Source organism: Flavobacterium sp. 90 (genome assembly GCF_004339525.1).
GTDB lineage: Bacteria > Bacteroidota > Bacteroidia > Flavobacteriales > Flavobacteriaceae > Flavobacterium.
The window spans coordinates 894882-910266 of the sequence record NZ_SMGE01000001.1 but is presented as its reverse complement, the minus strand read 5'-3'; the positions used below and the strand labels follow the sequence as shown (position 1 = coordinate 910266).

Sequence of the window (15385 nt, the reverse complement as noted above, 5' to 3'; positions counted from 1 at the left end):
ACACTGAAAGCTGAGACTGAAGCTGTTTATTAAAATAAAGTTTTTAGGATTTATACCCGTAAACCGTTCCGATTTTTTACTTATTAACCTTTGGGTTTTGTAATTAGCACTTCAAAATTGACGTTTGAAGTTTAGAGAAGTAATCCGTGGTAGTGACTTGATGGTTTTACTCTTTTTAAAGAGAAGGTTATAAGTTAAAATCAATTTTTTAATTGCAGATAAATCAATAGTAAAAACTATGATGAATAATAGAAATAATAATAAAGATAAGAATCCTATAAAAAGATTTAACAAAATCTCGATAGGATTAGCTTCACCAGAATCTATCTTGAAAGAATCAAGAGGAGAGGTGTTGAAACCTGAAACAATTAACTACAGAACTCACAAACCAGAGCGTGACGGATTATTCTGCGAAAGAATCTTCGGACCTGTTAAGGATTTTGAGTGTGCTTGTGGTAAATATAAAAGAATTCGTTACAAAGGTATCATCTGTGACCGTTGTGGTGTTGAAGTTACAGAGAAAAAAGTACGTCGTGACAGAGTAGGACACATCAACCTTGTTGTGCCAATTGCTCACATCTGGTACTTCCGTTCTCTTCCAAACAAAATTGGTTATATCCTTGGTCTTCCATCTAAGAAATTAGATATGATCATTTACTACGAAAGATACGTAGTAATTCAGGCTGGTATTGCTAAAAATGCAGATGGAGAATCTTTACAAAGATTAGATTTCTTAACTGAAGAAGAATATTTGAATATTTTAGATACTCTTCCACAAGAAAATCAATATTTAGATGATTTAGATCCTAATAAATTTGTTGCCAAAATGGGAGCAGAATGTATTATGGATTTATTAGCTCGTATCGATTTAGATGCTTTATCTTATGAATTAAGACACAGCGCTAACAACGAAACATCTAAACAACGTAAAACTGAAGCTTTAAAAAGATTACAAGTTGTTGAGTCTTTCCGTGAGTCTAACTTAAACCGTGAAAATCGTCCTGAATGGATGATCATGAAAGTGGTTCCTGTTATTCCACCAGAATTACGTCCGCTTGTGCCACTTGATGGAGGTCGTTTTGCAACTTCAGATTTAAATGACTTATACCGTCGTGTAATTATCCGTAATAACCGTTTGAAAAGATTAATGGAGATTAAAGCTCCAGAAGTTATCTTAAGAAACGAAAAACGTATGTTACAAGAATCTGTAGATTCATTATTTGATAATACTCGTAAAGCTTCTGCTGTTAAAACAGAATCTAACAGACCATTAAAATCATTATCAGATTCCTTAAAAGGTAAGCAAGGACGTTTCCGTCAAAACTTACTTGGAAAACGTGTGGATTATTCTGCTCGTTCGGTAATTGTTGTTGGTCCTGAATTAAAATTATTCGAATGTGGATTGCCAAAAGATATGGCATCTGAGTTATACAAACCTTTCGTTATCCGTAAATTGATTGAAAGAGGTATTGTTAAAACAGTAAAATCTGCTAAGAAAATCATTGACAAAAAAGAGCCTGTAGTTTGGGATATCCTTGAAAACGTAATTAAAGGTCACCCAGTATTACTTAACCGTGCTCCTACGTTACACAGACTTGGTATTCAAGCTTTCCAACCAAAATTAATTGAAGGAAAAGCGATCCAATTGCACCCATTAGTATGTACGGCTTTCAACGCCGATTTTGATGGGGATCAGATGGCAGTTCACTTGCCATTAGGACCAGAGGCTATTTTAGAGGCACAATTATTAATGTTGGCTTCTCACAATATTCTTAACCCTGCAAATGGAGCACCAATTACTGTACCTTCTCAGGATATGGTCTTGGGTCTATATTATATGACCAAAGAACGTATCTCTACACCAGAACACATAATTTTAGGTCAAGACTTAACTTTCTATTCTGCTGAAGAAGTAAATATTGCATTAAACGAAGGAAGATTAGAATTGAATGCTCGTGTAAGAATTAGAGCAAAAGATTTTAATGAAGCTGGAGAATTAGTGTTCAAAATTATTCAAACAACTGCAGGACGTGTATTATTTAATGAAGTAGTGCCTGAAGCAGCTGGATATATCAATGATGTATTGACTAAGAAAAACCTTAGAGATATTATCGGACACATTTTAAGTGTGACTGATGTACCTACAACGGCAGCTTTCTTGGACAATATGAAAGATATGGGGTATAAATTTGCATTTAGAGGAGGTTTATCATTCTCTTTAGGTGATATTAGAATTCCAGAACAAAAAACAAAATTAATTGCAGATGCCAGAGAGCAAGTTGAAGGTATTTCTGTGAATTATAACATGGGTCTTATTACCAATAACGAACGTTACAACCAGGTTATTGACGTATGGACTTCAGCAAATGCTCAGTTAACAGAGCTAGCAATGAAAAATATTAGAGAAGACCAACAAGGTTTCAACTCTGTATATATGATGCTTGACTCTGGGGCGAGGGGTTCTAAGGAACAGATTCGTCAGTTAACTGGTATGCGTGGTTTGATGGCTAAGCCTAAAAAATCTACTGCTGGTGGTGGTGAGATTATTGAAAACCCGATTCTTTCTAACTTTAAGGAAGGTCTTTCGATCCTTGAGTACTTCATTTCTACTCACGGTGCTCGTAAAGGACTTGCGGATACGGCTCTTAAAACGGCGGATGCTGGATACTTAACAAGAAGGCTTCATGACGTTTCACAAGATGTTATTGTAAACATCGAAGATTGTGGAACTTTAAGAGGTGTTGAAGTTTCTGCTTTGAAGAAAAATGAGGAAATCGTTGAATCATTAGGAGAGAGAATTTTAGGACGTGTTGCATTGCAAGATGTTATAAATCCACTTACTAATGAAGTAATGGTTCAATCTGGACAACAAATTACTGAGGCAATCATGAGAACTATCGAAGCTTCTCCGATTGAAAGAGTAGAGGTTAGATCTCCATTAACTTGTGAGGCTTTAAAAGGTATTTGTGCTAAATGTTACGGTAGAAACTTAGCTACTGGTAAGATGACACAAAGAGGTGAAGCAGTAGGAGTTATTGCAGCTCAGTCTATTGGAGAGCCAGGTACACAGTTGACACTTCGTACGTTCCACGTTGGAGGGGTTGCCGGAGGTATTTCTGAAGAGTCTAGTATTGTTACAAGATTTGCAGGTAGACTTGAGATTGAAGATTTAAAAACTGTTAAAGGTGAGGACAGCGAAGGTAATGCGGTTGATATCGTAGTATCACGTTCAACTGAATTAAAATTAGTTGATGAGAAAACTGGAATCGTCTTAAATACACACAATATTCCTTACGGATCTAGTATTTTTGTTAAGGATGGTGAAGTAGTTGCTAAAGGATCTGTAATCTGTAAATGGGATCCATATAATGGTGTAATTGTTTCTGAATTTACTGGTAAGATTGCTTACGAGGATTTAGAGCAAGGACAATCGTTCATGGTTGAAATCGATGAGCAAACAGGATTCCAGGAAAAAGTAATTTCTGAAGCTAGAAATAAAAAATTAATTCCAACTTTATTGGTTTACGGTAAAGAAGGTGAATTGATTCGTTCGTATAACTTACCAGTAGGAGCCCACCTTATGGTTGAGAACGGTGAGAAAATTAAAGCAGGTAAAGTATTAGTAAAAATCCCACGTCGTTCTTCTAAAGCAGGCGATATCACGGGAGGTTTACCAAGAATTACTGAGTTGCTTGAGGCTCGTAACCCTTCAAACCCAGCAGTTGTTTCTGAAATTGACGGTGTTGTATCTTTTGGAAAAATCAAAAGAGGTAACCGTGAAATTGTTATCGAATCTAAATTTGGTGAGATTAAAAAGTATTTAGTTAAACTTTCTAGCCAAATCTTAGTACAAGAAAATGACTTCGTAAGAGCTGGAGTACCATTGTCTGACGGTGCAATTACACCAGATGACATCTTAAGAATTCAAGGACCAGCTGCTGTTCAACAGTACTTGGTAAATGAAATTCAAGAGGTATACCGTTTACAAGGGGTAAAAATTAATGACAAGCACTTTGAGGTAGTTATTCGTCAAATGATGCGTAAAGTAAGAGTTCAAGATCCAGGAGATACATTATTCCTAGAAGATCAATTAATTCACACTAAAGATTTTATCGTTCAAAATGATAAATTATATGGTATGAAAGTAGTTGAAGATGCTGGAGATTCTGCGGTATTGAAACCAGGTCAGATTATTTCGCCTCGTGATTTACGTGATGAGAATTCATTGCTTAAACGAAATGATAAAAATCTAGTTGTAGCTAGAGACGTAATTACTGCAACTGCAACGCCAGTTTTACAAGGTATTACAAGAGCTTCGCTACAAACTAAATCATTCATCTCTGCTGCTTCTTTCCAAGAAACAACAAAAGTACTTAACGAAGCTGCAGTAGCTGGTAAAGTAGATGATTTAGAAGGATTGAAAGAAAATGTAATTGTTGGACACAGAATTCCTGCAGGAACTGGTATGAGAGAATACGATAACACTATCGTAGGATCTAAAGACGATTACAATGAAATGATGGCTAATAAAGAAGAATATATTTATTAATTAGGAAATTATGAGTAATCCGAAACAACAACCAGAGCAGATTAATATTGAGTTGGACGAAACTATTGCAGAAGGAATTTATTCTAATCTGGCGATTATAAATCATTCATCATCAGAGTTTGTTTTAGATTTTGTGAGCATTATGCCCGGTATTCCTAAAGCCAAGGTAAAGTCAAGAATTGTCTTGACACCACAACATGCTAAAAGATTATTGAAAGCAATTGGTGAAAATATTCATCGTTTTGAAGCAGCTCATGGCGAAATCAAAGAGACTGAACAAGCACCAATTCCGCTTAATTTTGGTCCGGCAGGACAAGCATAAATTAATAAAAGCCCCAGTAATGGGGCTTTTTTTTGTATGATACTTAAAATTAAGTGCAGTTTATCCGATTTAATTTTACTTTCGTCGACTAAATTTTCTTATTTGATAGTATTGTTTTACTTTGCTGACTCTTAGAAAAAAGAGATTAATTTTTGAAATATAATGACTTAGTATAAGGTTGGTTTAATTCAAATTAAAAAAAAGCGCTAATGAAAATTAGCGCTTTTTTTATGGTTTTTACAAAATGAAATTTAATCAAATTCCGAAGTGAAGAATAATTTTACACTTGGGTATTTATTTTGTGTCATTTGAATCGTGAAATCAGAATCGGCTAAAAATACCAATTGACCGTATTTATCATGAGCCAGGAATTTCTGTTTGATACGTTTGAATTCTTTAAACTCGTCATTTTTTGCATCATCAGGTTTTACCCAACAAGCTTTGTGAACCGGGAAATTCTCATAAGTACATTTAGCACCATATTCATGCTCTAAACGATATTGAATAACCTCATATTGTAATGCTCCAACAGTCCCAATTACTTTACGATTGTTCATTTCTAATGTAAACAACTGCGCAACACCTTCATCCATTAATTGATCAACACCTTTGTCCAATTGCTTGGCTTTCATAGGATCAGCGTTGTTAATGTATCTAAAGTGTTCTGGTGAGAAACTTGGAATTCCTTTGAAACTCATGATTTCACCTTCTGTCAAAGTATCACCAATTTTAAAGTTTCCGGTATCGTGCAAACCAACAATATCACCTGGATATGAAATGTCTACAATTTCTTTTTTCTCAGCAAAAAAGGCATTCGGACTAGAGAATTTTAAATTTTTCTTTTGACGAACATGGTAATAAGGTTTGTTTCTTTCAAAAGTTCCGGAAACAATTTTTATAAATGCAAGACGATCACGGTGTTTTGGATCCATATTAGCATGGATTTTAAAAACAAAACCGGTCATTTTTTCTTCTTTAGGATCAACTAAACGAGTTTCAGAATCTTTTGGTCTTGGTGATGGAGCAATTGAAACGAAACAATCTAATAATTCACGAACTCCAAAATTATTTAATGCCGAACCAAAAAATACAGGCTGAATTTTTCCGTCTAAATAATCCTGACGTTCAAATTTTGGATAAACTTCATCAATTAATTCTAATTCCTCACGAAGTTTTTCAGCTGCTTTTTGACCAACAATTTTATCTAGTTCAGGATTGTTTTGAACATCAGAGAAAGCAATTGTTTCTTCGATATTTTTACGGCTGTCTCCACTAAAAAGATTGATGTTTTCTTCCCATAAATTATAAATTCCCTGGAAATCATAACCCATACCAATTGGAAAACTTAAAGGTGTAACTTTTAATCCCAATTTTTGTTCCACTTCATCCATCAAATCAAAAGCATCTTTACCTTCACGATCTAATTTATTGATGAAAACAATCATCGGAATGTTACGCATTCTACAAACTGCAACCAATTTTTCAGTTTGTTCCTCAACCCCTTTTGCAACGTCAATTACAACAATAACGCTATCAACAGCAGTTAAAGTTCTAAAAGTATCTTCGGCAAAATCCTTGTGTCCCGGAGTATCAAGAATGTTGATTTTTTTGTCTTTATAATTAAAAGCAAGTACAGAGGTTGAAACCGAAATACCTCTTTGGCGTTCGATTTCCATGAAATCACTCGTTGCTCCTTTTTTAATTTTATTGTTTTTTACAGCACCTGCTTCCTGAATAGCTCCTCCAAACAACAATAATTTTTCAGTTAAAGTTGTTTTACCGGCATCAGGATGCGATATAATTCCAAATGTTCTTCTGCGTTGTATTTCTTTTAAAAAGCTCATATTTCGTATAAATAGGTTGCAAAAGTACTATTAATTACGGCTTAATAAAAATATTCACTTCTTAAATTAGGAACTCTTTCAATTTATTAGAGATAATTTACAGGCAAAAAAATAAGGCTGTTTTTTACGACAGCCTTAATAAATAGTCTAAACTTAAAATTACTGATTAATAGACCAAACTGAATATCCTTTTGGAGGACATTGTATTTTTACCCATTTATCGGCCTGAGTTGTTGGATACCAAGTTGAGTTTCCTGTAAAATCTTTAATTTGTGTATTCGCCCAATTGGTTTGAATCCATCTTTCTTGCCATGAATCTGAATTGTTGATATATACAACTAATCCAGGATTTCCGTTGTAACCATTTCTTCTTGCGACATACTCATCATTATCCGAATATAAAATTGAAGTTGTTCCGGTCGCTTTATTATTGTGAATCCAGATTAGGTTGTTTAATTTGTTTTTGTCCAACCATTCTTCATAATCTCTATAGAAAATTGTTGGATATCCTTCATGTGTTAATATATAAGAATACGCTAATAATTTATTCGAAATTTCATCTGTATCGTGATTTGTTACAAACGTAACAGCTTTGTATGGATTTCTTTTCCACATCATGTCGTCGTTTAATAACGCAAGATTATTTCCGTCAAAAGCGTCATTCATTTTGTAGTAACAAGCAAAGTCAAATACTGAACTGTTAGCATTGTTTGCCCACCATTCTAATGTATTTACATTTGCATCCCAATATTCTCCAACTGAAAATCCGCCTACATTTGCATTCCAATCATGTACAACCCAAGGAGCAAATCCTTTTACATAATCAAATCTCCAACCGTCAAATTTCATAGTGTTTTTGTAATATTTACCAACCCCGTCAGTTCTAAGCCACAACCAGTTTTGAACATTTGGAGCCGCATGACATAAATCAGGAAAACCACCAAAAGCTCCTTCGTCATTATTACCATAACTGTTTTTGTAAAAGTCATTATAATTACGTGGGAATTTTCCAGAAGCAACTCCGGTAAAATTAGTCCACGTATTTGTTCCTGTAAACGGATTTGCTTCAGATTGACCACCGCTATTGTGATTAATTACGATATCTGCATATACTTTAAGGTTTTCAGTATGAGCATTTGTGATTAAGTTTACAAGCTCCGTTTTAGATCCGAATCTTGTTTCTGTAGAGCCATTTTGGTTGTAATCTCCAAAGTCAAAATAATCTGTAGGGTCATATCCCATAGAGAAAGCACCATTTTGTGCTTTTGAAGCAGGAGGTAACCATATTGAGCCAATTCCTGCGTTACCCCAAGCGGCTACTTTTCCGCTTACGGTATTCCACCAGTTTCCACCAGCGGGAACATCCCAATAAAAGGCTTGCATCATGACTCCTCCGCCAGGATTGTCTACATATTTCCCTGTGGATGATGATTTAGAAAGTCCTGTACTAAAAGGTTTTCCATCATGATGAGTTACATTAATGATTTCAAATTTCTGGCTTTCAGCTTTTGAATCGCCTTCGTTTGTTTCATTTTGCGAGCAAGAACAGAAAAATGCTGTAAAAGCTGCAATTAAATAAATCTTTGCATTAGGTTTTTTCATAATCGAGATTTGGTTAAGGTTAGATAAATAAAGTTGTAATTACATATTTATAGAGGGTTAAAAACGAATAATTCGTAATTTTTACATCTATAAATTGTAGATTATTCATCTAAAGTATATATTTTTTGTATCGATCGGTTTTTATAAGAAAATAGTTATACAACGAAAACGTTGTAGTGTTAAAAACTTTTTTTTATTCAACTGTAATTTAACAGTTTGTGAATTGTATTATTTTGATAATTGCAGGATTTTTAAAGGAATAAAAACAATTATTTTGCTGTTTTGAAAAGATTAATCTCTCCCAATTGGTGTTTCTGTTATGAAATTTAGGTGTACTCCATATAATTTTTTGTTAATAGTATAGCTGATAGTTGTATTATGTAATTGAATTGTTATTTTTGTTCGGCATAAGTTAAAAGAACTAGATCTTAAATATTTAGTGTTTTTAGAGTCATTTCTGAAAATATAGGTTAAGTTGATTTTAGTTTAAAACGGAATTCTAAAAACAAGATCTTTACATTCAAATTAAATTTAAAATAATGTTATTAAAAAAATTACAGCTAAAAACAATTGATTACAAGCTAGTATTGACAATGTGTTTTTTACTTTTTTTCACCTCAATTATTTCGGCTCAGGAAATTATAAAAGATACTGTAGTTAAGAAACCAGTTCAAGTTGCCCCTGGCCAAAAGCTGAAAGTTGATGGTATTATTGCTAATGTTGGAGATTATATTGTTTTAGATTCTGATATTGATAAAGGATATTTGGAGATTACAGCACAAGGAGGTTCTATAAAAGATATTACAAGATGCCAAATGCTTGGAAAACTTTTAGAAGATAAATTATATGCACATCAGGCGATTCAGGATAGTATCATTGTTAGTGATGCAGAAGTTAGAGGAATGATGGACGATCGATTGAACTATATGGTTCAACAAGTTGGAGACATCAATAAAGTTGTAGCGTATTATAAGAAAAATTCTGTAGAGGAATTTAAAACTTATTTTGCTGACATCTTAAAAGAGCAAAAATTAGCTCAGGAAATGACTAAGAAAATCGTAGATGCTGTAGAAATAACACCAGAAGAGGTTCGTAATTTCTTTAAAAAAATACCAAAAGAAGAATTACCAACTTTTGGAGCAGAAATGGAAGTAGCACAAATTGTGGTTGAACCTAAAGTTTCTAAAGAAGACAAACAAAAAGTAATCGATAGATTAAATGCAATTCGTAAAGATGTTCTTGAAGGATCAAGTTTTGCTACAAAAGCGGTTTTATATTCTCAGGATCCTGGATCAGCACCAAACGGAGGATATTATAAAATGACAAGAAAAACTCCTTTTGTAAAAGAATTTAAAGATGTTGCTTTTAGTTTAGGAGAAGGAGAAGTTTCGGAACCTTTTGAAACTACTTTTGGATATCATATTATTATGGTAGAAAAAATTAAAGGACAAGAAGTTGAATTACGTCATATTTTAATTGCTCCAACGGTTTCTGAAGACGCTTTGAAAGATGCTAAAGAAAGAATTACTAATATTAGAAATAAGATTGTAAGCAAAGAGATTTCTTTTGCAGATGCTGCAAGAACAGAATCTGATGAAAAAGAAACAAGAGCAAACGGAGGAACTTTGGTAAATCCAAATACACAGGATACGCGTTTTGAGTTGACTAAAATGGATCCTACATTATACAGTCAGGTTTCTAATTTGAAAGATGACGAAGTTTCTCAACCGCTTTTAAATGTTGATGATAAAGGTAAAAAAACATATAAGTTAATTACCGTTACAAATAGAATCGATGAGCACGTTGCTGATTATGCTAAGGATTATACAAAAATTAAAGAATTAGCATTAAAAGAAAAACAAATCACAACAATTTCTAAATGGTTTGATACTAAAATTAAAGATACTTATATCAAAATTATTGGAGAGTACAGAGATTGTAAGTTTGTATACAATTGGTTGAAAAAATAATTTTTATTAAATAAAGAAAAAGAGTTAGTTTTATGAATTCATAGCACTAACTCTTTTTAATTTAAAATATATTCATAGATGTCTGACGTAACAGCAATTCACAATCTGGTTCAAAAACGAAACGAATTAAAAGCCGAAATAGCAAAAATAATTGTAGGGCAAGATGAAGTTGTAGATCAAATTTTACTTTGTATATTTTCTGGAGGACACGCACTTTTAATTGGTGTTCCAGGATTAGCAAAAACTTTAATGATTAATACTTTGGCGCAAGCTTTAGGTTTGGATTTTAAAAGAATTCAGTTTACACCTGATTTAATGCCTTCGGATATTTTGGGAAGTGAGATTCTGGACGAAAACAGACACTTTAAATTTATTAAAGGACCAATTTTCTCGAATATCATTCTTGCTGACGAGATAAACAGAACACCGCCAAAAACACAAGCAGCTTTGCTTGAAGCTATGCAGGAACGTTCAGTTACAATTGCAGGTCAGAATTATAAATTAGATTTGCCTTATTTTGTATTAGCAACTCAAAATCCAATTGAGCAAGAAGGAACTTATCCTTTGCCGGAAGCACAATTAGACCGTTTTATGTTTGCAATCAAATTAGAATATCCAAGTTTTGAAGAAGAAGTATTAGTTGTAAAACGTACGACTTCTGATGTTAAAACGACTATTAATCCGTTGTTTACTGCTCAGGAAATTATCGATTTTCAGCATTTGATTCGTAGAATTCCTGTTGCTGATAATGTTATTGAATACGCAGTAACTTTGGTAAGTAAAACGCGTCCGGATAATAAGTTGTCGAATGATTTTGTAAAGAATTATTTAGATTGGGGAGCGGGACCAAGAGCGTCTCAAAATTTAATTTTGGCAGCAAAAGCGCATGCCGCTTTCAATGGTAAATTCTCACCGGATATTGAAGATGTAAAAGCTGTTGCGACTGGAATTTTACGCCACAGAATTATTAAGAACTACAAAGCAGATGCCGAAGGAATTACAGAAGAAATTATTATTCAAAAGCTAATGTAAGCATATATAAAGCATAAAAAAAAGCCTAACTGATTTCTTCATAATTAGTTAGGCTTTTTTTTCTATAAAGGAGTTTTGCTGGTTTCGTTTACAAGTCGGATTGATTTATTGTAAAAGAGTTTGACAAGTAATACCTCAATTAGCGAAGTATATTTTGTTTTGCCACATTCATACCACCAATAAGAAAAGTATTGAATGTTATTTTTCTCCATTCGAACAAAACATATTTCTTCATTATTTTTCTTTATCACTTTTGATTCTATTACTTTATAACCATTTCCTGTCCAGCAAATCAAGGGATTGTGTGCTGGTGTTTTAATGTAAATGAGTTTTTCAGGAGTTACAATCTTAAAAACTTCTGTGTTTACCCAAATACCTTTATTAATATTATAGTCAGAATTTATATTATCCAGTAATTTGTAATCTTGTTCTTGTTTGAATTCTAAACTGGTTGCAAATAGAATTAACATTGCTGTTATAATGGGAAATAAAGTAGTGTTCTTGGTTTTGTCATTTGTGATTGCTTCTTTTTTTGGTTTGAAAAGGCGAACTAAAAATAACATTGGAACAATTTGATAAAACACAAAACAAAGCAAACCAATGGTGTGATGAAGTGCATTTTCTTCGGTACAATTAAACAAAATAAGCGTTATGATTCTGAAATAATTTGAAACAATATTTAATAAAATCAATAGAATGCAGAAAATGAGAATTTGTTTAATATTAAAATATTTCTCTTGTTTTCGTTCTTCCAGAGTCAGTAAAAAAGCTCCTGCGAGTAAACCGGTTTTAAACATCGATAATCCCATGCAAGCGGTATCTATTGTAATTTTTGCATTATCGATGTAAAAATTGACGCCTTCTATTTTGGTAATCGGAATGATGTCTTTTAAAGTTAGGTATACACCGTAACAAAGTGTTTGCTTGATTTCGACCGTTAAATAATCAAAAAAAGTATTGAAGAGCGACGAAAATAACATAATGCAGATAAAAGCAATGAACGAAAATTTTTGTGTAAAACAATAATAGACAAAACAGACTGATATTGATAATGCTAAAAAATGTAAAGATTTAGTATGCAAACGATAACTGACGAATTCTAATAGAAAAATTAATCCCAAAAGAGGGTAGTTCATATTGAATGAAGTTTTTCTACCCCCGATGACAAATAATAATATAGAAAAAACAATCCCAAAAAGATTACTATCAAAACCATTTAATACAATAGTATAGTTGATCCCCAAGAGGGAAATTAAAATAAAGAGGAGGATTGCTTTTTTATATTGAATTAAAAAATCAGTCATTATACAGTTTGCTTTTTTGTTTTTCTGTAATACATAAAAAGTATTGTTGATCCAAGAATAATCAATAACCATTCGTGTGGTTCGGGAACAGCACCATCGTTATTGATAGAAGCGTTTCCTAAAGTGTTGACGTTTTTCTCAATTCCGTTATTTTTGTAATCTTTGTCAGTTTCAAGAACAATCAAAGAAGATATTGGCGTTACGATATTGGCATCTTTGGCTAAATCTACATATTGGTTTTGAACCAAAGAATCATTTTGAATTTTAACTTGTTCTTCTAAAACTTTTCCAAAAGCATACATTCTGTAAATATGATTTGGACCATTACTTTTAGAAATACTGTCTTTTGGTTTTTCCTGAATCGAAATGTTTGAAGGCTCAATATTAACTACATTATTGGCAGTTTTATATTTGATGAAATAATTTCCCTGCAGCATTTTTAAACTATTTCTCAAGCTTGTCTGATAAAAGTCTACATATTTTTGCTCTTTTACAGTCTGCCAAAACGGATTAATGTTCCCGGAAATATTAATAACTTTCAAGTTTTGAGATTTAGTCTTGCTTCTAATCTTTTTTAAATATTCAGATTCATTAAGTTCTTCAAAATTTGCAGAAAAATTTCCAGATTTGGTGATAATCAAGCTATTTTTTTTGATTTCAAACAGAGGTAATAAAGAGTAGTGTAAGTATTTGAAATTAAAAAAAATAGTTTCAAAATTTTCTTTGGTTATTGCTTTTTTCTCTTTGTTGTCATACACATAAAATTCTTTTCCTTTTAAGCTTACAAATGATTCAATTTCCTGAGTTGTCCAGTTGCTGTTTAAATCTAAAATGACTTCTGATGCATTAAAAGGAACGTTCACTTTTTTACTCTCTTTTACTTCGTATATTTTATCCTTCCAGGCAAAAGAATTTAGCTTCGATATTTTGCTCAACGGTATTATTGCCTGCCAATCATCAAGACCTTTTGATTCATTGATATAGAAATTATTTTGCATTTTAAAATTCTTACTTGTCTCTACATCACTTTTTCCTGTCATCTGGATTCTGGAAATTGTAGAAGCATTTGAAATATTTGGACCTTTAATAGAAAGGCTTTCGTATTTCAATTTATTATCTTCCATTTTTAGAGGAGTGGTAAAACCGCATTTAAAAGTTCTTGGGGTTTTATAACTTACAGGAAAAACCCTCACGACAACTTTGTTTCCTTCTTTCCATTGCATTAATGATGGATCGCGGCTTTCTACACCAACAATTTGATTGTAAGCTGCTTTAGCTTTCTCTTTAGTTGTTAAAACTCCTTTGCGTTCAATGCCGTTTACCCATAATGAAAGTGAAGTTGCAACAGAACCTTCAGGAAGTTGGAAAGAATAAATAGCTTCCTGATCACTCCATGTATCTTTATTACAGGCAATATTCATGGTAATTTCTGTATAAGCAAGCCTGCTGTCTGGATATAATTTTACATCTTCTTTGATGTCTTTGGTAATCAAATCTTCACCACTCCACAATTGCTCTTCTGTTTCTAATCGTTTGTCAAAATTAGATTTAAGAATATTAATTCGGTCGTCTTGACTCAGATCAAGATCTTCACAGAAAATGTAAGCTATTGTAATAAAAGGATTGTGGACTTTTCTTTCGTTAAATTGTTTCATTCCAAAAGAACCAAGATCATAATCAAAGAACTTGTCAGGACCAGTATAAACAATGTCTTTTTTTAGTAAAATTTCATTAAAAAAGTTTGGTTCAAGACTTTGTGATATTTTAATATAATTCGGTAAATCTTCATTAGAAGTAAAAGAATTCATGGGACGTCTAACATTGATGAGTCTACTTTCTCTGTCAAGCATTACAACAAAAGAAAACAAGATAATTAATACAAATCCAAAACCTGCACTGAACGAAATAAATTGCTTTCTGTTTTCCTGCAAATAACGAGCTATAGTTATGATATGAATAACGGAAACAAGTAAAGGGACTAATGCATAAAAACCAATTCCTAATAATAGGATTCCAATGCAGGCAAAAGGAGTGAGAGGTAATAGATAGAATGTGAAATACAATATTATAGTATAAGATAATCCATTTATAAAAAAGAGAGAAAAAGTAAAACTATTTTCTTGTGATTTTTGGTAAATGAAAAAATTGCTAATAAAAAAGACCAAAGTAGTGAGGTAAACCCAGAACGGAAGATCTTCAAATATAGGTACGAAAGTGTTTAAACAGAAACATCCAATAAACCAGTTTAGTATAAGAAAAGGAGTTAAATGAAGGTATTTTTCTCTATTTCTAAGAATAAGGAATGTAACGGTAACTCCGTAAACAAACTCCATTATCAATGTAAGAGTACCCAATGCTCCGGCACCGTAAAATTTAGTGTTTTCATTTAATAATAAAATCAATAAAAAAAGACCACTGAATAAACTGGTGAATAAACTTAATCCAACTCCAATTTGATTAAAATAATCATTCGCATTTTCTAATTTGTATTTCATAGTTTTATGTTTTTGAAAGAACTTTGAATTACAAAGTTAAAATAAAAATTGAATTACAAATGTTTTATGTGTTTTTTTTAATGTGAAATTTGATAAAATTTTAACTCAGGAAAAAGACTAAAAACAGACGTCAAAAATCGCAACTATAACGTTGTAAATTTTAATTTAGAAAGATTCTTAGTTAAAAACGAGGTAAAATCTGACTTCCTTTTTAACAATGAATTCCGACTTTGTTAAAGAAAAGATATTAAAATATTAATAATTCAT

8 protein-coding genes are annotated in these 15385 nt (G+C 32.4%); 4 read left to right on the top strand and 4 right to left on the bottom strand.

Translation table 11 applies throughout. The features are described from left to right. Window positions 1-238: 238 nt before the first annotated feature. Together rpoC and C8C83_RS03545 are read left to right on the top strand one after the other, a co-directional pair. Window positions 239-4549 (top strand): DNA-directed RNA polymerase subunit beta', encoded by a 4311-nt coding sequence (gene rpoC / locus C8C83_RS03550; protein ID WP_121326471.1) that lies wholly within the window; start codon window positions 239-241, stop codon window positions 4547-4549. 10 nt (window positions 4550-4559) lie between these two features. Further along, the gene (locus C8C83_RS03545) at window positions 4560-4871 is read left to right on the top strand and encodes a DUF3467 domain-containing protein (RefSeq protein WP_099711150.1); all 312 of its coding nucleotides are present in this window, start codon (window positions 4560-4562) and stop codon (window positions 4869-4871) included. 251 nt (window positions 4872-5122) lie between these two features. On the opposite strand, the gene C8C83_RS03540 is transcribed toward C8C83_RS03545, so the two are convergent. Then, window positions 5123-6715, bottom strand: coding sequence for a peptide chain release factor 3 (locus tag C8C83_RS03540; protein WP_121326470.1), 1593 nt, complete (start codon window positions 6713-6715; stop codon window positions 5123-5125). 159 nt (window positions 6716-6874) lie between these two features. Next, window positions 6875-8317: an alpha-amylase gene (locus C8C83_RS03535; protein WP_121326469.1), complete on the bottom strand. Its 1443-nt coding sequence runs from the start codon at window positions 8315-8317 to the stop codon at window positions 6875-6877. 539 nt (window positions 8318-8856) lie between these two features. On the opposite strand from C8C83_RS03535, the gene C8C83_RS03530 reads away from it, so the two are divergent. Both C8C83_RS03530 and C8C83_RS03525 read left to right on the top strand, forming a co-directional pair. Further along, window positions 8857-10287 (top strand): peptidylprolyl isomerase, encoded by a 1431-nt coding sequence (locus C8C83_RS03530; RefSeq protein WP_121326468.1) that lies wholly within the window; start codon window positions 8857-8859, stop codon window positions 10285-10287. A gap of 78 nt (window positions 10288-10365) precedes the next feature. Next, window positions 10366-11319: a MoxR family ATPase gene (locus tag C8C83_RS03525; protein WP_121326467.1), complete on the top strand. Its 954-nt coding sequence runs from the start codon at window positions 10366-10368 to the stop codon at window positions 11317-11319. A 62-nt stretch (window positions 11320-11381) separates the two neighbouring features. On the opposite strand, the gene xrtN is transcribed toward C8C83_RS03525, so the two are convergent. After that, window positions 11382-12623 carry an exosortase N gene (gene xrtN, locus C8C83_RS03520; RefSeq protein WP_158598133.1) on the bottom strand — a complete coding sequence of 414 codons (1242 nt, stop codon included), beginning with the start codon at window positions 12621-12623 and terminating at the stop codon, window positions 11382-11384. After that, the gene (locus C8C83_RS03515) at window positions 12623-15118 is read right to left on the bottom strand and encodes an XrtN system VIT domain-containing protein (RefSeq protein WP_121326465.1); all 2496 of its coding nucleotides are present in this window, start codon (window positions 15116-15118) and stop codon (window positions 12623-12625) included. Before C8C83_RS03515 ends, xrtN begins: the two co-directional genes overlap by 1 nt. Window positions 15119-15385: the final 267 nt, after the last annotated feature.

What these genes read in the sequence shown, in the direction of transcription:
- rpoC (WP_121326471.1), top strand. Translation starts at nt 239, where the DNA reads ATGATGAATAATAGAAATAATAATAAAGATAAGAATCCTATAAAAAGA.
- C8C83_RS03545 (WP_099711150.1), top strand. Translation starts at nt 4,560, where the DNA reads ATGAGTAATCCGAAACAACAACCAGAGCAGATTAATATTGAGTTGGAC.
- C8C83_RS03540 (WP_121326470.1), bottom strand. Translation starts at nt 6,715, where the DNA reads ATGAGCTTTTTAAAAGAAATACAACGCAGAAGAACATTTGGAATTATA.
- C8C83_RS03535 (WP_121326469.1), bottom strand. Translation starts at nt 8,317, where the DNA reads ATGAAAAAACCTAATGCAAAGATTTATTTAATTGCAGCTTTTACAGCA.
- C8C83_RS03530 (WP_121326468.1), top strand. Translation starts at nt 8,857, where the DNA reads ATGTTATTAAAAAAATTACAGCTAAAAACAATTGATTACAAGCTAGTA.
- C8C83_RS03525 (WP_121326467.1), top strand. Translation starts at nt 10,366, where the DNA reads ATGTCTGACGTAACAGCAATTCACAATCTGGTTCAAAAACGAAACGAA.
- xrtN (WP_158598133.1), bottom strand. Translation starts at nt 12,623, where the DNA reads ATGACTGATTTTTTAATTCAATATAAAAAAGCAATCCTCCTCTTTATT.
- C8C83_RS03515 (WP_121326465.1), bottom strand. Translation starts at nt 15,118, where the DNA reads ATGAAATACAAATTAGAAAATGCGAATGATTATTTTAATCAAATTGGA.